This is a genomic window from Streptomyces sp. S465 (assembly GCF_026898115.1).
In the GTDB taxonomy this organism is placed as follows: domain Bacteria; phylum Actinomycetota; class Actinomycetes; order Streptomycetales; family Streptomycetaceae; genus Streptomyces; species Streptomyces luomodiensis.
Window position 1 is genome coordinate 9,053,584 of record NZ_CP114036.1, and the last position, 21,159, is coordinate 9,074,742.

Annotated in this window: 3 protein-coding genes; all 3 read right to left on the reverse strand. The window is 73.4% G+C overall.

Annotation, left to right across the window (positions count from 1 at the left end; translation table 11 throughout):
• Window positions 1-17 precede the first annotated feature (17 nt).
• The 3 genes from N6H00_RS38175 to fkbA are packed head-to-tail and all read right to left on the reverse strand — an operon-like array spanning window position 18 to window position 21,159.
• Window positions 18-800, reverse strand: a complete 783-nt coding sequence (locus N6H00_RS38175) for an FkbM family methyltransferase (protein ID WP_268976484.1) — start codon at window positions 798-800, stop codon at window positions 18-20.
• Complete coding sequence (locus N6H00_RS38180; RefSeq protein WP_268976485.1) at window positions 797-1,963, reverse strand: C9 hydroxylase cytochrome P450; 1,167 nt, start codon at window positions 1,961-1,963, stop codon at window positions 797-799. The genes N6H00_RS38175 and N6H00_RS38180 overlap by 4 nt, the downstream gene beginning before the upstream one ends.
• Entirely contained in the window at window positions 1,960-21,159 is a 19,200-nt protein-coding gene (fkbA, locus tag N6H00_RS38185; protein ID WP_268976486.1) for a tacrolimus type I polyketide synthase FkbA, read from the reverse strand. The genes N6H00_RS38180 and fkbA overlap by 4 nt, the downstream gene beginning before the upstream one ends.

Here is a 21,159-nt window from a genome sequence, read left to right on the forward strand (position 1 = left end):
CGCGGCCCCGACGGCGCTCAGCCGGCCACCCGCCGCGCGGCGACCTGGTGGATGCCCGTGCCGGCGAACAGCGGTTCCTGCTCGGCGACCACGGTGAAGCCATGGCCGCGGAGCAGCGTGACGACCTCCTCGAGCGCGCCGTCGATGTCGTGGACCTCCGCGACGACCTGGCGGATACGGGGCCAGTCGGTGTCCTCGAGGCCGGCGAAGACCTGCCGTTCGCTCTTCTCCACGTCGACCTTCAGCAGGCCGATGGCGTCGATGCCGCGCTCCGCGATGACGTCGGAGAGCCGGACCACAGGGGTTTCGATCTCCTCGCTGACGTCGGGCAGTTGCGCGAGCATGGTGTCGACGTCCTCGGCGGTGTAGCCGCCGTTGAGGCCGAGCGTGCGCAACAGCTCCGTCCGGGCCGCGGCATCCGCGTGGAAACCGGACATCAGCGTGGCGTCGGGATAGAAGGTCATCTTCCGGGTGCCGGAGCTGTCGGAGACCGCGCACTGGTCCGCCTGGCCCGGGATGCCGTGCCGCGTCACGTTCGCCCGCAGCGCCGCGAACGGCACGGGCGCGGGTTCGAAGGCGTGCACGGTCACACCAGGACATTCCAGATGCGCGAAAAGCGTGAACATGCCGATGTTCGCGCCGACGTCGAACACCACGTCCCCCGGGCGCAGGTCGACACCGTGGCGCAGGTAGCAGCGCTGGGTGAAGATCTCCCGGTAGAGGAACTGCGCCTCGCCCGCGTTGATGTGCGCGACCGTCGTCCCGTTCGGCAACCGCAACGTCTCCACCGGGTGACTCATGCCGCCCCCCAGGTGACCCGCAGCTCGGCCGGGCTGAACAGCCCGAGCCCCTCGTTCATCGGCACGTCGCCGGCCAGCCGGACGTCCGGGAAACGCTCGAACAACCGCAGGCAGGCGACCTTGATGAGCACCCGGGCGATGTGCTGGCCGGGACATTTGTGAATGCCGTGGCCGAACGCGAAGTTGCCCTCCAGCGGGCGCGCCACATCGAAGGTGTCGGGCTGCGGGAACACCTCGGGGTCGCGGTTGGCCGTCGAGTAGAGCGGGATCACGTTGTCGCCCGCACGGATGCGCACGCCCCGCACGTCGACGTCCTCGACACAGACGCGCGGCACCCCCATCTGGTTGACGGGCAGAAAACGCAGCATTTCCTCGACCGCGTTGTCGGCCAGCTCCGGGTGCGCGCGCAGCGCCGCCTGCTGCTCGGGGTGGCTGAGCAGTGCGTACAGGCAGTAGCCGACCATCTGCTGCACCGAGTCGTGGCCGGCGAACAGCAGCGTCGCGAACACGCCCGTCGCCTCGTCGTCGCTGAGCGAGATCTCGCCGTCGTCGGCCGAGGCGAGCCGGTGCAGCAGGTCCTCGCCCCGCTCGTCACGCTTTGCGCGGACCAGCCGCAGCGCGTGACCGAAGAAGTCGTCGGTCAGGGTCTTGACGCTGTCCAGGTCGGCCGAGCCGGTGATGTCGCGCATCCGTGCCTCCAGCACGGCCCCCTCCTCAGGGGTGAGCCCGTACAGCGCGTTGATGACGAGGGAGGGGAGCCGCTTGGCGTACCCGGGGATGAGGTCGGCGCCGGGTCCCGCGGCCTCGATGTCGTCCAGGCAGGCGTCGGCGGCCTCGGCGACGAAGTCCTCCCGCTTGCGCGCCGCGCGCAGCGTGAAGTCCCCCGCGATCTTCTGCCGGTAGCGGTTGTGCTCCGGCGAGTCCATCCCGGAGAACCAGCCGGGCCGCCGGTCGGGCAGCATCTCGGACGGCGCGGCCGAGCTGAACCGCGGATCGTTGGTGACCAGCTTGACGTCCTCGGCGGCGGCGACCAGCCAGTGCTTGACGCCGAACAGGTCGAACGAACCCACCGTGCCGCTCTCCAGGATGGCGCGGTGACCGTCCTGGATCGCGAATGGGCAGCGGCCGGCGGGCGGCGTTCCCTCGTGCGTATCGGTGCTCATCGGTAGTCCTTCCAGGTATGGGCGAGCTTGTCGAGCAGATCGGCGATGGCCGCACGCTCCGGGGCCGGCGTCGCCGCGATGTCCGCGGCGTCGAGCGACTCCATCTCCTCCAGGAGCGAGAGCACGGTGGGCGCGTCGTCGTCCTCGCCGGCCTCGATCTGGTCCTGGCCGACCTCGATCCGGTCCTGGAGGAACGCGGTGAGCGCGGCCGGGGTGTCGTGGTCGAACAGGACGGCCGCCGGCAGGTCCAGCCCGGTTGCCGAGGCGAGCTGGTTGCGCAGCCGCTGCACCGCCAGTGAGTCGAAACCGAGCGCGAAGAACGTCGCTTCCGCATCGACGTCGGCGGGGTCCGTGACGCCGAGCAGCGCCGCGGTGCGCCGACGGACGATCTCGGCGACGGTGAGGTCCTCCGGCTCGGACTCCGCCGGGCCCCCGGTGTCCACCACGGTGGCCGGCGCCCCCGCCACGGCCGGGGCCAGCCAGTAGGAACGGTGCTGGAACGCGTACACGGGGAGGTCCACTGGCCGGCCACCGGCCAGTACCGCGGCCAGGTCCACCGGGACGCCGTGGGCGTGCAGCTCGGCGAGGGCGGTCAGCGCCGCGGTCTCCTCACCGGTCCGGGCGCGCAGCACCGCGTGGTAGGTCCCGGCGTCCTCCCCGGCGCTCTCCGCCGCGGCCGACGCCAGGGATCCGGAGGGGCCGACGGCCACGAACGTGGTGACGCCGCAGTCGGCCAGCTCCCGGACGGCATCCGAGAACAGCACCGGCCGACGCGCATGGCGCAGCCAGTGCGCGGGCGTTATGAGGTCGTCCGCGGCGTCCCGGCCCGTCGTCGTGGACACCACCGGCAGCTGCGCCGCGCCGAACGCGAGCGACTCCAGCACCGTACGGAAGCCGTCGAGCGCACCGTCGACGTGCCGGGAGTGGAACGCGTGCCCGACGTCGAGCCGTTTCGTGCGCCGCCCGGCCGCCGACCACTCCTGTTCGAACGCCGCCACGTCGTCCGGCGAACCGGCGAGCACCACGGCGGACGGGCCGTTGACCGCGGCGATGTCCAGATCCGTGCGGGCGCCGACCTCCGCCGGACTTCCGTCGACCGCGATCATCGCCCCGGGCGGCAGCGCCCGCAGCGCCCGCCCCCGGGCCACGATCAACTCCGTCGCGTCCGCCAGGGTGAGCACCCCCGCCGCGTACGCCGCGGTCACCTCGCCGACGGAGTGCCCGACGAGCACGTCCGGCCGCACCCCCCAGTGCTCCAGCAGCCGCAGCAGCGCCACTTCGAGCGTGAACAGGCCGGCCTGGGCGTACAGGGTGTCATGGGCGAGAGCGCCGTGTTCGCCGTGGTAGACGTCGGTGGGGGAGTGCTTGAGGTGCTTGCCGAACGCGTCGGAGACCTCGTCCCACGCGGCGGCGAAGACGGGGAACCGCCGGTAGAGCTCGCGCCCCATCCCGGCGCGCTGGGCGCCCTGGCCGTCGAAGAGGAAGGCGACACGCCGCTCCTGAGCGGTCCCGGTGACGACTCCGGGCGCCTCCGCACCGTCCGCGAGGCCGTCGAGCGCGGCACGGAATCCGTCCGGGGTGGTGGCGACGACCGCGGCACGGTGGGCGAACTGGGCGCGGCTGGTGGCCAGCGCGTACCCGATGTCCAACGGATCCGCGTCCGGTGCCGTCGCGAGGTGGTCGCGCAGCCGGGCCGCCTGGGCCCGCAGCGCGGCCGGAGTCCGCGCGGAGAGCACCCACGGCAGCGGCTGGGACTCCTCACGGGGCGGCCGGGGCGGCTGGGACGCCACCGGCGCCGGACGGTGCTGTTCCAGGATGACGTGCGCGTTCGTCCCGCTGAGCCCGAACGCGGAGACGGCCGCCCGGCGCGGACGCTCGTCGTCCGGCCAGGGCCGGTTGGAGCTGAGCAGGGACACCTGTCCGGTGCTCCAGTCGACGGCGGGCGAGGGCTCCTCCACATGCAGCGTCCGCGGCATCGTGCCCGCGCCGATCGCCTGCACCATCTTGATGACGCCCGCGACACCGGCCGCGGCCGTGGCATGTCCGATGTTCGACTTCAGCGAGCCCAGCCAGACCGGTGCCGGACGGTCCTGCCCGTACGTCGCGAGCAGCGCGTCCGCCTCGACCGGGTCGCCGAGCCGGGTGCCGGTGCCGTGCCCCTCGACGACGTCCACGTCGGCGCCCGCCAGCCCGGCCGCGGCGAGCGCCTTCCGGATGACCCGCTGCTGCGAGAGCCCGTTCGGCGCGGTGAGGCCGTTGGAGGCGCCGTCGGACGTGACGGCGCTGCCGCGGACGACGGCGAGCACGGTGTGCCCGAGCCGCTCGGCGTCGGAGAGCCGTTCCAGTACGAGCACGCCCACGCCCTCGGACCACGTCGTGCCGTCCGCGCCCGCGCCGAACGACTTGCAGCGCCCGTCGGCCGCGAGCCCGCGCTGGCGGGAGAACTCCACGAACGCGGCCGGCGAACTCAGTACGGAGACGCCTCCGGCCAGAGCGAGTTCGCACTCGCCCAGGCGCAGCCCCTGGCACGCCAGGTGCAGCGCGACCAGAGACGACGAGCACGCCGTGTCCACGGTGACCGCCGGGCCCTCCAGCCCGAGGACATACGCCAGCCGTCCGGACAGCAGGCTCGTGGAACCACCGGTGATCGCGTTGCCCTCGGTGTCCTCGGCGCCCAGCCCGTAGCCCTGCGCGGCCGCACCGACGTAGACGCCGACCTCCCGGCCGCGGAGCGACGCCGGACTGATCCGGCCGCGCTCGATCGCCTCCCACGCCGTTTCGAGCAGCAGGCGTTGCTGCGGGTCCATGCCGAGCGCTTCGCGCGGGCTGATGTCGAAGAACGCCGCGTCGAACTCCGCCGCCCCGTCCAGGTAACCGCCCCGCAGGTTGTACGCCTTGCCGGCCGCGTCCGGGTCCGCGTCGTACAGCGCGTCGACGTCCCAGCCGCGGTCGTCAGGAGGCGTGGTGATCGCGTCGGTGCCGGACTCGACGAGCCGCCACAGGTCCTCGGGCGAGGTCACACCACCGGGCAGCCGGCACGCCATCGCCACGATGGCGATCGGCTCGTCCTGGTCCCGCGCGGCCGCCACGGGAGCGGCCGTCACCGCGGGCAGGGACTCCCCGGCGATCCGGGCGGTGGGAGCGTCGATCAGTTCGAGCAGGTGGGCGGTGAGCGCCTCCGCCGTCGGGTGGCTGAACACCAGCGTCGTCGGCAGCCGCAGCCCCGTCTCGGCCGCGAGCCGATTGCGCAGGTCGACCGCGGTCAGCGAGTCGAAACCGAGCTCGCGGAACGGCCGGTCCGCCGCCACGCGGTCGCCCAGCCCGTACGCGAGGACCGCGGCCGCGTGGCGGAGCACGACCTCCTGCATGATGCGCCGCTGCTCGGCGGCGGTACGCCCGGCGAGACGCACGGCCAGGGGCTCTTCGCCGGCGTTGCGGGCGACCGTGCGCGCCGGCCCGGCCCGGTGCGCGGCCAGACCGCGGAGCAACGGCGCGACGGGGCCGTCGAGCTGGGTGAGGTCGACGGTCGTCGCGACGACGACCGGTTCCGGGGTACGCGTCGCCGCGTCGAACAGCCGCATGCCGTCCGCGGCGCTCAACGGCGGGAATCCGCTGCGCCGGATGCGCTGGCGGTCCGCGTCGGTGAGTTTCGCGGTGAGCGCGCTGACGTCCGCCCACATGCCCCAGGCGAGGGACTGCGCGGGCAGCCCTTGCGTACGGCGGTGTTCGGCGAGCGCGTCGAGGAACGCGTTCGCCGCGACGTAGTTGCCCTGCCCCGGGCTGCCCATGAGGCCGGCGACCGCGGAGTAGACGACGAACGCGGCGAGGTCGGTGTCGCGGGTGAGCCGGTGCAGGTGCCAGGCGGCGTCGGCCTTGGGTTTGAGGACGGTGTCGATGCGGTCGGGGGTGAGGTTGTCGAGCAGGGCGTCGTCGAGGGTGGCGGCGGTGTGGAAGATGGCGGTGAGGGGTTGGGGGATGTGGGTGAGGGTGGTGGCGAGTTGGTGGGGGTCGCCGACGTCGCAGGGGAGGTGGGTGCCGGGGGTGGTGTCGGGGGGTGGGGTGCGGGAGAGGAGGTAGGTGTGGGGGTGGTTGAGGTGGCGGGCGAGGATGCCGGCGAGGGTGCCGGAGCCGCCGGTGATGACGACGGCCCCCTCGGGATCCAGCGGTCGCGGGATCGTCAGCACCAGCTTGCCGGTGTGACGCCCGCTGCTCATCCAGCCGAACGCCTCCCGTGCCTGCCGCACGTCCCAGGCGTGGACCGGCAGCGGGTGCAGCACGTCGCGCGCGAACAGGCCGAGCAGCTCGACGATGATCCGCTGCATCCGGTCGGGGCCGGCGTCCATCAGGTCGAACGGCTGCTGGACGGCGTGCCGGATGTCGGTCTTGCCCATCTCGACGAACCGGCCGTCCGGCGCGAGCAGGCCGACGGACGCGTCGAGGAGTTCTCCGGTGAGCGAGTTGAGCACGACATCGACCGGCGGGAACGCGTCGGCGAACGCGGTGCTGCGGGAATCGGCCAGATGCGCTCCGTCCAGGTCCACCAGATGGCGCTTCGCGGCGCTGGTGGTCGCGTACACCTCCGCGCCCAGGTGCCGCGCGATCTGGACGGCCGCCGCGCCGACGCCGGTCGCCGCCGCGTGGATCAGGACCTTCTCGCCGGGGCGCAGCCCGGCGAGGTCGACCAGGCCGTACCACGCGGTCGCGAACGCGGTCATCACGGACGCCGCCTGCGGGAACGTCCAGCCGTCCGGCATCCGGCTGAGCAGCCGCCGGTCGGTGATCGCGACCGGTCCGAAGGCGCCCGCGAGCATCCCCAGGACCCGGTCGCCGGGCGCCAGGTCGTGCACACCGGGGCCGGTCTCCAGGACGACACCCGCGGCCTCGCTGCCGAGCGGACGCGCATCGGCGACCACGCCGAGCGCGACCGTGACATCGCGGAAGTTCAGGCCCGCCGCGCGTACCGCGATCCGCACCTCGCCGGCCGCGAGCGGCCGGTCCGGGGCGTCGGTGGGGACGACGGCGAGGTCGTCGAGGGAACCGGTGGCGGACTGCCGCAGCTGCCACGACCCGGTGTCCGGGAGCGTCAGGGACGGTGCGGCCCGCATCAGCCGGGCTGCCTCGAAGAGGCCGTCGCGCAGCCGCACATGGGGCTCGCCGAGTGCCGCGATCGCGTCGCGCTTCGCGCCGTCCAGGACCTCTCCCGGGTCCGTTTCGACGAGGAAGAACCGGCCGGGCTGCTCGTTCTGAGCGGTGCGGACCAGGCCCGCGGCCGCCTTGGCGGCGAGGCCACCGGTCACCTGGAAGATCACCGGCTGGTCGGCCCGGTGCAGCGCGTCGAGAACACGGGTGGTCAGGTCCCGGGTCTCCCCGAGCGGGTCGGCGTCGTCGCTGCGCAGCGTCAGCACGTCCGCGTCGGACGGACCGGCCCCGGCAGGTACGGGCACCGGGGCCCACCCGACCCGCAGCATCGGATCGGCGGGCGCGAGGTCCGCTTCCGGGGACCGGGTCACGAGCGCGTCGATCGTCGCGACGGGACGGTTCCCGCTGTCCGCGGCGTGCAGCCGGAGGCCGTCCGGACCCGGTACGACCGCCACCCGCAGCATGGTCGCGCCCGTCGCGTGGAACCGGACGCCGTGCCAGGAGAACGGCAGTTGCACGCTCTGCTCGCCGTCCGATTCCAGCATGAGCAGGCTGCCACTCTGCAAGGCCGCGTCGAGCAGCGCCGGATGCATGCCGAAACCGTCCGCGTCGGCGGCACGCTCCTCGGGGAGCGCGACCTCGGCGTACACGGTGTCACCATCACGCCAGGCAGCCCGCATTCCGCGGAACATGGGTCCGAACCGGTAGCCCAGCGCGTCCAAGCGCGAGTAGAACTCCGAGGTGTCGACGGCCGCGGCCGTGGCCGGAGGCCACTGCGAGAACGGCTCCGCACCGACAACACCGGAAGCGTCGGATGCGCTGGGGGTGTCGGGGGTCAGGGTGCCGCTGGCGTGCCGGGTCCAGCTGCCGGTGCCTTCGGTGCGTGCGTGGACGGTCACCGCCCGCCGTCCGGCCTCATCGGCCCCTTCCACGGTCACCGACAGATCCACGGCTGCGGTCGCCGGCACCACGAGCGGGGTCTCGATGACCAGCTCGTCCACCACTCCGCAACCGGTCTCGTCACCGGCCCGGATGACCAGCTCCACAAACGCCGTGCCCGGCAGCAGGACTGTGCCCCGCACCGCGTGATCAGCCAGCCAGGGATGGGTGCGCAACGAGATCCGGCCGGTGAGAACGACACCATCGTCGTCGGCGGGCAGTGCCGTGATGGCGGCCAGCATCGGATGCGCCGCACCCGCCAGCCCGGCCGCGGACAGGTCGGTGGCACCGGCTGCCTCCAGCCAGTAGCGCCTGTGCTCGAACGCGTAGGTGGGCAGATCCAGCAGCCGTCCCGGCACCGGTTCGACCACCGTGTCCCAGTCCACCGCCGCGCCCAGGGTCCACGCCTGTGCCAACGCCGTCAGCCACCGCTCCCAGCCGCCGTCACCGGTCCGCAACGACGCCACCGTGTGAGCCTGTTCCATCGCCGGCAGCAGCACCGGATGGGCACTGCACTCCACGAACACCGACCCGTCCAGTTCCGCCACCGCCGCGTCCAGCGCCACCGGACGACGCAGGTTCCGGTACCAGTAGCCCTCATCCACCGGCTCCGTCACCCAGGCGCTGTCCACGGTGGACCACCACGCCACCGACCCGGTTCCGCCGGAGATTCCCTTCAGTACCTCAGCGAGTTCGTCTTCGATGGCCTCCACGTGAGGCGTGTGGGAGGCGTAGTCGACCGCGATACGACGTACCCGCACGCCTTCGGCCTCGTACCGCGCCACCACCTCCTCCACCGCGGACGGCTCGCCGGCCACGACGGTCGACGACGGGCCGTTACGCGCCGCGATCCACACGCCCTCGACCAGACCCACTTCACCGGCCGGCAACGCCACCGAAGCCATCGCCCCCCGCCCGGCCAGCCGGGCGGCGATCACCTGACTGCGCAACGCCACCACGCGGGCGGCGTCCTCGAGGCTGAGGGCTCCGGCCACGCACGCCGCCGCGATCTCGCCCTGGGAGTGTCCGATCACCGCGTCCGGTACGACCCCATGCGCCTGCCACAGTGCGGCCAGGCTCACCGCGACCGCCCAGCTGGCCGGCTGGACCACCTCCACCCGCTCCGCCACGTCCGGCCGCGACAGCATCTCCCGCACATCCCAGCCCGTATGCGGCAACAACGCCCGCGCACACTCCTCCATACGCGCGGCGAACACCGCAGAGCGGGCCATCAACTCCACGCCCATGCCGACCCACTGGGCGCCTTGGCCGGGGAAGACGAACACCGTGCGCGGCTGGTCCGCCGCCACGCCCGTCACCCGGGCATCGCCCAGCAGCACCGCACGGTGACCGAAGACAGCACGCTCACGCACCAGCCCCTGCGCGACCGCGGCCACATCCACACCACTCCCGCGCAGATACCCCTCCAGCCGCTCCACCTGCCCTCGCAGACTCACCTCACCACGAGCCGACACCGGCAACGGCACCAACCCGTCACCAACCGACTCCACACGCGACGGCCCGGGAACACCCTCAAGGATCACGTGCGCGTTCGTACCGCTGATACCGAGCGACGACACGCCCGCGCGGCGTGGGCGTCCCGCGTCGGGCCACGGCCTCGCGTCGGTGAGCAGTTCCACCGCGCCCTCGGTCCAGTCCACATGGGAGGACGGCTCGTCCACGTGCAGCGTCTTCGGCGCGATCCCGTGGCGCATCGCCATGACCATCTTGATGACGCCGGCGACACCGGCGGTGGTCTGGGTGTGTCCGATGTTCGACTTGACCGAACCGAGGTAGAGCGGTGTGTCGCGGTCCTGGCCGTAGGTCGCGATGATGGCCTGTGCCTCGATCGGGTCGCCCAGCGGGGTTCCGGTACCGTGCGCCTCCACCACGTCCACATCGGCGGGGGCGAGCCCCGCCTTGTCGAGGGCTTGGCGGATGACGCGTTGCTGGGAGGGGCCGTTGGGGGCGGAGATGCCGTTGGAGGCGCCGTCCTGGTTGACGGCGGAGGAGCGGACGACCGCGAGGACGGTATGTCCGTTGCGCTCGGCGTCGGAGAGCCGCTCCAGCACAAGAACGCCGGCGCCTTCCGAGAAGCTCGTGCCGTCGGCGCCTTCCGCGAAGGCCTTGGCACGGCCGTCGGGGGCGAGTCCCCGCTGGCGGCAGAACTCGACGTAGCCCAGCGGGGTGGGCATCACCGTGACACCGCCGGCGAGCGCCAGCGAGCATTCTCCGGTCCGCAGTGCCTGTGCCGCCTGGTGCAGGGCGACCAGCGACGACGAGCAGGCGGTGTCGACGGTGACGGCCGGGCCCTCCATGCCGAAGAAGTACGACAACCGGCCGGAGAGCACGCTGTTCTGGGTGGCCGTGGCGCCGAATCCGCCCAGGTCGACGCCGGCGCCGTACCCATGGGAGAACGCGCCCATGAACACGCCGGTGTCGCTGCCGCGCAGCGTGTCCGGCACGATGCCCGCGTTCTCGAACGCCTCCCAGGAGGTTTCGAGGATGACGCGCTGCTGCGGGTCCATGGCCCGTGCCTCGCGCGGGCTGATGCCGAAGAACGCGGCATCGAATCCGGCGGCCTCGGCGAGGAAGCCGCCGTGCCGGACGTAGGTCTTGCCGGGGGCGTCGGGGTCCGGGTCGAACAGCCGGTCGATGTCCCAGCCGCGGTCGGTGGGGAACTCGGTGATCGCGTCGGTGCCGGACGCCACGAGCTGCCACAGGTCCTCCGGCGAGGAGACCCCGCCGGGCAGTCGGCACGCCATGCCGACGATCGCGAGCGGCTCGTCGTGGTGGGTCCGTGCCGTCCGTGCGGGCGTGGGCACGGCTGTGCCGAACAGATCGGTGCGGAGCTTGGCGGCGAGGACCCGAGGTGTCGGGTGGTCGAACACCAGCGTGGCACTCAGCCGCAGCCCGGTCGCCTCCGCGAGCCGGTTGCGCAGCTCGATCGCGGTGAGCGAGTCGATGCCGAGGTCCTTGAACGTCGTGGTCGGCGCGATCTCGGAGGCGTCGGCGTGGCCGAGCACGGCGGCCGTGGCGTCCGAGACGAGGGTGACCAGCGCCGCGCCGCGGTCGGCGTCGGGCAGCTCGGCGAGCCGCTGGGCGAACGTCTGCCCGGCACGGGCGACGCGCCGCGCGCTCCTGCGCAGGCCGCTCAGGATGGGCGGTACGGAGCCGGTCATCGGCTGTGCCGGGTCCATCGCGGCGGCCATCACGAAGTCCTCGCCGGAGCCGACGGCCGCCTCGTACAGGCGCATGCCCTCGTCGTCCGTGATCGGGAGGAAACCGCCGCGGCGGATGCGGTCCCGGTCGGCGTCGCTGAGTTGTCCGGTGAGGGTGCTGGTGGTGTGCCACATGCCCCAGGCGATGGAGGTGGCGGGTTGGCCGAGGGTGTGGCGGTGGGTGGCGAGGGCGTCGAGGAAGGCGTTGGCGGCGGCGTAGTTTCCTTGTCCGGGGCTGCCGAGGACGGCGGCGGCGCTGGAGTAGAGGACGAAGTGGGTGAGGGGTTGGTTTTGGGTGAGGTGGTGGAGGTGCCAGGCGGCGTTGGCTTTGGGGTGGAGGACGGTGGTGAGGCGGTCGGGGGTGAGGGCGTCGAGGATGCCGTCGTCGAGGGTGGCGGCGGTGTGGAAGATGGCGGTGAGGGGTTGGGGGATGTGGGTGAGGGTGGTGGCGAGTTGGTGGGGGTCGCCGACGTCGCAGGGGAGGTGGGTGCCGGGGGTGGTGTCGGGGGGTGGGGTGCGGGAGAGGAGGTAGGTGTGGGGGTGGTTGAGGTGGCGGGCGAGGATGCCGGCGAGGGTGCCGGAGCCGCCGGTGATGATGATGGCGTGTTCGGGGTTGAGGGGGGTGGTGGTGGGTGGGGTGGTGGTGTGGTGGGGGGTGAGGTGGGGGCGGTGGAGGGTGTGGTGGGTGAGGCGGAGGTGGGGGTGGTCGAGGGTGGTGAGTTGGGCTAGGGGGAGGGGGGTGTGGGGGTGGTCGGTTTCGATGAGGCGGATGCGGTTGGGGTGTTCGTTCTGGGCGGTGCGGGTGAGGCCGGTGACGGTGGCGCCGGCGGGGTCGGTGGTGGTGTGGACGATGAGGGTGTGGTCGGTGGTGGTGAGGTGGTGTTGCAGGGCGGTCAGGACGCGGGTGGCGCGGGTGTGGGCGCGGGTGGGTACGTCCTCGGGGTCGTCGGGGTGGGCGGCGGTGATCAGGACATGTCCCTCGGGCAGGTCACCGTCGTAGACCGCCTCGGCGACCGCGAGCCACTCCAACCGGAGCAGGCCGTCCGACTCCTGGGAGCCGGACGTTGACGCCACCTCCCGCAGCGTCACCGCCTCCGCGGTGAGCACCGGCAGGCCGGCGCCGTCGAAGGCGGTGAGTCCCATGGCTCCGTCGGTGCGCCGGGTGAGGCAGGCGCGCAGTACGGTGGCGTCCGACGCGTGCACCGTCAGGTCGCGCCATCCGGCCGGCTGGCGGCTTCCGTCGCCGACCGCGGAGAAGACCGCGTCGAGCAGGTCGGGGTGCACCACGAAACCGTCCGGTCCGTCCACCTCGGCCTCGGCGAAGACCTGGTCCCCCCGGCGCCACACACCCGGCAGCCCGTCCGCGGGCACCGCGCCTGGTGGGGGCCACTCGGTGTCGGCCGCATCGGGCAGGGCCGTGCCATGGGGGCGCAGTACGCCCTCGGCGTGCAGTGTCCACGGGGCGTCGCCGGTGCGGGTGTGCACGGTGAACCGGCGCCGGCCGTCGTCCGCCGGCTCGTCGACCCAGGTCTGTACGGTCGTCCGGCCATGGCCCGGCCGGCCGGGCACGGAGGCGATGTCGAGCCGCTCGACCGTGGCGCAGTCGACCGCGTCCGCGGCGGCCAGCGCCAGCTCGGCGACGAACACCGCGCGGTCCGCACCGGTCGGCACGGAACCCGTGAACACCCGGCCCGGCGACCCGGCGAGGGCGATACCGGAGCCCAGCACGGGGTGGCCCGCGTCGGATGCGGCCGGGCGCGCCGACTCGATCCAGTAGTGCCGCTGTTGGAACGCGTACGCGGGCACATCCGCGTCGTGCCGTGATCCACCCCCGAGGATGCGGGGCCAGTCGAGCGTGGCACCGCGTGCGTAGAGGTGCGCGAGCGCGGTGTGCAGCGCGTGCACCTCGTCCGCGGTGCCGTTCTGCAGCGGGATCCCGTCGATGAGCGGGGAGAGGTCCTGGGCGGGGCCGATCTCCACGAACACGGCGTCCGGGTACTGCTGCGCGTGGGCGTGGAACAGCACGGGCTTGCGGACCTGCTCGGCCCAGTACTCAGCGGTGGTGGGGTCGTTCGGAATGGAGGTGTGGGGAGGGTTGTAGCCGAGCCCGCGGGTGGTGGCGAGCAGCTCGGCGGCCACGGGCTCCATGTACGCGGAGTGCCCGGCGTGCGGGGCGGGCAGGCGGTGGTGGATGCCGAGCTGCCCGGCGACGGTGAGCACGGCGTCCTCGTCCCCGGACAGCACGATGGAGTGGGGCCCGTTGACGGCGGCGATCTCCACGCCCGGCCGCAACGCCTGGCGTGCCTTCTCTTCGCTGGTCAGGACGGTGACCATGGCACCGGGTGGCGGGAGCGTGTGCATGAGGCGGGCGCGCGTGGTGATCAGCGTGCACGCGTCGTCCAGCGACAGGATGCCGGCGGCGTGCGCCGCGGTGATCTCGCCCAGTGAGTGGCCGATGACCGCGTGCGGGGTGATGCCCCAGGACCGCAGGAGGGCGGTGAACGCCGCCTGGTGGGCGAAGAGCACATGCTGGCTGTGCGTGGGGTCGTGGGGGTCGGGGTCGTCAAGGCGGCGGAGCGCTTCATGCCAGGCGTCGGCGAACACGGGATGGGCGGCGGCGAGCTGCTCGCCCATCGCGGGATGCTGGGTGCCCTGGCCGGAGTAGACGAAGACGAGTTCGTCGGGCCGGTCCGCGGGGGGTGCGGTGATGACGGTGTCACCGAGCAGCACGGCGCGGTGGGCGAAGTGCGTGCGCCGGGCCAGCGTCTGTGCCACGGCCACCCGGTCGACGTCGGGGGTGGTGTCCAGGTAGGCGCGCAGTCGGCGGATCTGCTCGTCGAGCGCTTCCGGTGAGCGTGCCGACACCAGCAGGGGAAGGTCACCGGCCGGCGATGCCGCGGGCGTCTCCGTTACCGGGCCGGCCTCCAGGATGACGTGGGCGTTGGTGCCGCTCACCCCGAACGAGGAGACGGCGGCACGCCGTGGCCGGTCGGTCTCGGGCCACGGCCGGGCCGACGTCAGCAGTTCGACGGCGCCGGCCGTCCAGTCGACGTGCGGCGACGGCTCGTCCGCGTGCAGCGTCGGCGGCAGCTCCCCGTGGCGGAGGGCCTGCACCATCTTGATGATGCCGGCGACGCCGGACGCGGCCTGGGCGTGGCCGATGTTGGACTTCAGCGAGCCCAGCAGCAGGGGGGTGGCGCGCTCCTGTCCGTAGGTGGCCAGTACCGCCTGTGCCTCGATGGGGTCGCCCAGCCTGGTGCCGGTGCCGTGCGCCTCGACGGCGTCCACATCAGCCGGGGTGAGCCCGGCGTTGGCCAGGGCCTGCCGGATCACCCGTTCCTGCGACGGCCCGTTCGGCGCCGACAGCCCGTTGGAGGCACCGTCCTGGTTGACGGCGGAACCACGGACGACCGCCAGGACGGTGTGGCCGTTGCGCTCGGCGTCGGAGAGCCTCTCGACGATCAGGACACCGGCACCCTCGGCGAAGCTCGTGCCGTCCGCACCCGCGCCGAACGCCTTCGCCCGGCCGTCCGGTGCGAGGCCGCGCTGCCGGGAGAACTCCACGAAGCCGCCGGGAGACGCCATGACCGTGACGCCGCCGACCAGGGCGAGCGAGCATTCGCCGGAGCGCAGCGACTGCCCGGCCTGGTGCAGCGCCACCAGCGACGACGAACACGCCGTGTCGACCGTGACCGCCGGACCTTCCAGACCGTAGAAGTACGACAGCCGGCCGGAGAGCACACTGGTCTGCGAGCCGGTCGCGCCGAAGCCGTCGGTGTCCGCACCGGTACCGTAACCGTAGGAGAAGGCGCCGACGAACACACCGGTGTCGCTGCCGCGGGTCGAGTCCGGGGTGATGCCGGCGCTTTCGAACGCCTCCCACGACGTCTCCAGGAGCACCCGCTGCTGCGGGTCCATCGCGAGGGCCTCGCGCGGGCTGATGCCGAAGAACGCCGCGTCGAAGCCTGTCGCGCCGGTGAGGAAGCCGCCGTGCCGGACGAAGGTCTTGCCGATCGCGTCGGGGTCCGGGTCGTAGATCGCGTCGACGTCCCAGCCGCGGTCCGTCGGGAACTCCGTGATGGCGTCGGTGCCGGACGCCACGAGGTGCCACAGCTCCTCGGGTGACGCGACCCCACCGGGCAGCCGGCAGGCCATCCCCACGATCGCCAGCGGCTCGTCGTGCGCACCGGCCGTGGCCGCGGTCCGGGGTACGACGGGCGCTTGGGTGCCGGTCAGTTCGTCGCCGAGCTTCCCGGCGAGCACGTGCGGGGTCGGGAAGTCGAAGACCGCCGTGGCGTTCAGCCGCACACCGGTCGCCTCGGTGAGGGCGTTGCGCAGCTGGACCGCGGTGAGCGAGTCGATGCCGAGGTCCTTGAACGCCGCCGTCGCGGGGATGTCCTCGCCACCCACGTGGCCGAGCACGGCGGCGGTGCTCTCCCGGACGAGCGTCAGCAGCGCTTCGGCGAGCTCGTCGCCGGTCAGCGCGGCGAGCCGGTCGGCGGACGAGCGCTCCCGGACGGCGGCCCGCCGGACGGTCGTCCGCCGCAGGCCGCGCAGCAGCGGCACGTCCGGCGCGTCGTCGAGCGCCGCCGCGACCACCACGGGACTTCCGGTGCGGCCGGCCGCCTCGTACAGGTGCATGCCCTGTTGCGCGGTGATGGCCCGGAAACCGCTGCGCCGCATCCGGTCCCGGTCGGCTTCGCCGAGCGCCGCGGTGAGCCCGCTCACGTCCTCCCAGAGCCCCCAGGCGATGGAGAGGGCCGGCAGCCCGGAACCGTGGCGCAGCTCGGCGAGCGCGTCGAGGAACGCGCTCGCGGCGACGTAGTTGCCCTGGCCGGCGTTGCCGAGCACGCCGGCGGCCGACGAGTAGAGCACGAACGCGGCGAGGTCCTGCTCCTTCGTCAGCTCGTGCAGGTACCAGGCGCCGTCGGCCTTCGGGCGCAGCACCGTGTCGAAACGCTCGGGGGTGAGCGACGCGACGGTGCCGTCGTCCAGCGCACCGGCGAGGTGCACCACGGCGGTGATCGGCCGGTCCACCCGCTCCAGGGCCGCCGCCAGCTGGTCCCGGTCACCGACGTCGCAGGGCAGGTGGACGCCGGGCGTCCCCTCGGGCGGTGCCGTCCGGGACAGCAGGTAGACATGCCGTTCGCGCAGGTGGCGGGCGAGGATGCCGGCGAGCGTGCCGGAGCCGCCGGTGATGACCACGGCGCCCTCCGGGTCGAGCGGCCGGGGCAGCGTCAGGACGTTCTTGCCGATGTGGCGGGCGCGGCTCATCCAGCCGAGCGCGTCGCGTGCCTGCCGGACGTCCCAGGCACGGACCGGCAGCGGCTCCAGCGCGCCCGCGTCGAACAGCCGGAGCAGTTCGCCCAGGATCTCGCCGATGCGGTCGGCGCCCGCGTCCAGCAGGTCGAACGGCAGGTAGGCGGGTACGATCGCGGCCGGATCGCGCAGCTCGGTGCGGCCCATCTCGACGAACCGGCCGTCGGCGTCCAGCAGGTCGAGCGACGCGTCGATGAACTCGCCGGTCAGCGCGTTCAGGACGACGTCCATGCGCGGGAACGCGGTCCGGAACGCGGTCGTCCGCGAGTCGGCGATGTGCGTGTCGGGCAGCCCGGCGGCGCGCAGGACGTGCTGCTTGCCGGTACTGGCGGTGGCGTAGAGCTCGGCGCCCAGGTGGCGGGCGATCTGTGCGGCGGCCATGCCGACACCGCCGGTGGCCGCGTGGACGAGAACCTTCTCGCCGGCGCGCAGCGTGCCGAGGTCGACCAGGCCGTACCACGCGGTCGCGAACACGATGGGGACGGACGCCGCCGTGGTGAAGCTCCAGCCGTCGGGGATCCGGGCCAGCCAGCGCCGGTCGGTGACGGCCGTCGGGCCGATGCCGCCCCGGGTCAGGCCGAACACCCGGTCGCCGGGGGACAGGTCGTCCACGCCGGGCCCGGTCTCCACCACGACGCCCGCGGCCTCGCCGCCCATGGCCGTGGCCCCGGTGTACGTCCCGAGCGCGATCAGCACATCGCGGAAGTTCAGTCCGGCCGCGCGGACGTCGATGCGGACCTCGCCGGCTTCGAGCGCCCGCCGGGGCGTGTCGTCGGCGGTGAGCGCGACATCGTGCAACGTGCCGGAGGCGGACCGGGTGAGCAGCCAGTCGCCGTCCGGCAGGGGCAGCGGGCCGTGCGCGGGGTCGGACATCCGGACCAGGCGCGGCGCGAAGAGCACGCCGTCCCGGACGGCCAGCTGCGGTTCGTCCAGCGCGGCGCACGCGGCGAGCAGCTCCACCGAGGTGTCCGGGGACGCCTCGACGAGTACGACGCGGCCGGGGTTCTCCGCCTGCGCCGAGCGGACCAGGCCCGCGGCGGCGGCAGCGGCCGGGCCGGTGCCGGTCCGTACCACCAAGGTGGTGTCCTCGGCGGCGGACAGGTGGCGCTGGAGCGCGCCGAGAACGCGGGCGGTCAGCTCTCGGGTGGCCGCCGGAACGTCGCCGTCGCCCGGGTCGGCGCCGAGGACCTCCACGCGCGGGTCGTCCGCGGACGGGACGGGCATCGGCAGCTCGGTCCAGACCGGGCGCAGCAGGCCGTCACCGGAGCCTTCCGCGTACGGGCGCGACAGCACGGAACCGACCACGGCCACCAGCTGCCCGTCCGGGCCGGTCATGCGGACGGTGCTGCGCTCGCCGTCGCGGCCGACCGTGACCCGCAGCCGCGTGGCCCCGGCCGCGTGGATGTGGACGTCCTGGAACGAGAACGGCAGTCGGGCCGCCCCGCCGGGTGCGTCGAGCGCGGCCAGCGCGCCGGCCTGGAACGCGGCGTCGAGCAGCGCGGGGTGCAGCGTGAAACGGGCGGCGTCGGCGCTCTGCTCGTCGGGGAGCGCGACCTCGGCGTACACGGTGTCGCCGTCGCGCCAGGCGGCCCGCAGCCCCCGGAAGCCCGGCCCGTAGGAGTACCCGATGTCCTCGAACCGGTCGTAGACGTCGGCCACGTCGACCGGCCCGGCTTCCGCGGGCGGCCAGGGTGCCGGGTCCGCCGCGGTGGCCGGTGCCGGTGCCGGTGCCGTGCCGAGGAATCCGCCGGCGTGGCGGGTCCACAGGCCCGAGCCGTCGGCCCGCGCGTGGACGGTGACCGCCCGCCGCCCCGTGTCGTCGGGTTCGGCGACCTCGACGGAGACCGCCACACCGCCGGTCGCGGGCAGCACGAGCGGCGTCTCGATGACGAGTTCGTGCAGCAGGTCGCAGCCGACCTCGTCGCCGGCGCGCGCCGCGAGTTCGAGGAAGGCCGCGCCGGGCAGGAGCACGGTGCCGTCGACCGCGTGCTCGCCGAGCCACGGATGGGAGGCCAGCGACAGGCGGCCGGTCAGGACGACTCCGCCCGTGCCGGGCAGCGCGACCGCGGCGCCGAGCAGCGGGTGCGCCACCTGCTGCTGCCCCGCGCCGGTCACATCGGCCCGGGACGTGGGCCGCAGCCAGTAGTCCTTGTGCTGGAACGGATACGTGGGCAGCGTGACGGGCGCGCGGTCCCCGCCGAGGACGAGCGTCCAGTCGATCGCGACACCGCGGACGTGGAGCTGCGCGAGCGCGGTGTGCAGCGCCCGCACCTCGTCGGGCGTACCGGTCTGGGCGGCAACGCCGTCGACGAGCGGCGAGAGGTCCTGGTTGGGGCCGATTTCGAGGAACGTCGCGCCCGGGTACTGCTCGGTGTGCGCCTGGAAACGTACTTGGTCGCGGACCTGGTACGCCCAGTATTCGGCGGTGGTGGGGTCGCCGGGGATGGCGGTGTGGGGCTGGTGGTACGTCAGGGTCCGGGCGACTTCGAGGAGGGGGGCGACGAGCGGCTGCATGCGCTCGGAGTGGCCGGCGTGGCGGGTCGGCAGGCGGTGGTGGATGCCGAGCTGCCGGGCGGCTTCGAGTACGGCGTCCTCGTCCCCGGACAGCACGAGGGAGTGGGGGCCGTTGACGGCGGCGATCTCCACCCCCGGCCGCAGCACCTGGCGTGCCTTTTCCTCGCTGGTCAGGACGGTGACCATCGCGCCGCCCGCCGGCAGTTGGTCCATCAGGCGGGTGCGGGTGGTGAGGAGCGCGCCCGCGTCCCTCAGGGACAGGACACCGGCGGCGTGCGCGGCGGTGATCTCACCGAGGGAGTGGCCGATGACCGCGTGCGGGGTGATGCCCCAGGACCGCAGGAGCGCGGTGAGCGCGGTCTGGTGGGCGAAGTGCGTGGCCGGGCCCTGGGTGGGGTCGAGGTGGTCGAGGGCCTCGCGCCACGCTTCGGCGAACACGGGGTAGGTGGCCGCGAGTTGCCGCCCGGTGTGCGGGTGCAGCGTGCTTTGCCCGGAGTAGACGAAGACCACCGGTCCGCGGCCGGCGTTCGGGCTCACGGTGATGAGCGTGTCGCCGAGCAGCACGGCGCGGTGTTCGAACTGGGTGCGCCGGGCGAGTGTCTGCGCGACGGCGACCCGGTCCGCGCCGGGGTTGTCGTCGAGGAACGCGCGCAGGCGGTGTACCTGTGCGTCGAGTGCCTGCGGGGTGCGTGCCGAGAGCAGCAGCGGCAGCGGTCCGGTGTCGGGTGCGGGGGCGGAGACGGGGGCCGGTCGGGGGTGGCTTTCGAGGATGATGTGGGCGTTGGTGCCGCTGACGCCGAAGGAGGAGACACCGGCGCGCCGTGGCCGGTCGGTTTCGGGCCAGGGCTGGGCGTCGGTGAGGAGTTCGACGGCTCCGGCCGTCCAGTCGACGTGCGAGGACGGCGTGTCCACGTGCAGGGTGCGCGGCAGGGTGCCGTGCCGCATGGCGAGGACCATCTTGATGACACCGGCGACACCCGCGGCGGCCTGGGTGTGGCCGATGTTGGACTTCAGCGAGCCCAGCAGCACAGGGGTCTCGCGCCCCTGTCCGTAGGTGGCCAGTACCGCCTGTGCCTCGATGGGGTCGCCCAGCCTGGTCCCGGTGCCGTGCGCCTCGACGGCGTCCACGTCCGCGGGGGTGAGCCCGGCGTTGGCCAGGGCCTGCCGGATCACCCGTTCCTGCGAGGGCCCGTTCGGCGCCGACAGCCCGTTGGAGGCACCGTCCTGGTTGACGGCGGAACCCCGGACGACCGCCAGGACGCGGTGGCCGTTGCGCTCGGCGTCGGAGAGCTTCTCGACGATCAGCACACCGGACCCCTCGGCGAAACCGGTGCCGTCAGCCGCTTCCGCGAACGCCTTGCAGCGCGCGTCGGGGGCGAGGCCGCCCTGCTCGGAGAAGTCCGCGAACCCCGCCGGCGATGCCATCACCGTGACGCCGCCGACCAGCGCGAGCGAGCACTCCCCCGAGCGCAGCGACTGCCCGGCCTGGTGCAGCGCCACCAGCGACGACGAACACGCCGTGTCGACCGTGACCGCCGGACCCTCCAGACCGTAGAAGTACGCGAGGCGGCCGGAGAGCACGCTCGTGTGAATGCTCGTGGTGCCGTAACCGTCGAAGTCGGCGCCGATGCCGTACCCCTGGAAGAACGCGCCGAGGAACACCCCCGTGTCACTGCCCCGTAGCGTCTGCGGATCGATGCCCGCGTGCTCGAACGCCTCCCACGAGGTCTCCAGGGCCAGGCGCTGCTGCGGGTCCATCGCCAGCGCCTCACGCGGGCTGATCCCGAAGAATGCCGCGTCGAAGCCGGCCGCCCCAATGAGGAAGCCGCCGTGACCGTCGGCGGCGGTCTCCCAGCCCCGGTCCGTGGGGAACGCGGTGATGCCGTCACCACCGGACTCCAGCAACTGCCACAGGTCCTCCGGCGACCCGACCCCGCCGGGCAGCCGGCAGGCCATCCCCACGATCGCCAACGGCTCGCTGTGCGCGGCGAGTTCCGCACGGGTCTTCTGGAGTTCCGCGGTCGCCCAGCGAAGGTACTCGACTGTCTTGTCCTGCTCGGGCAT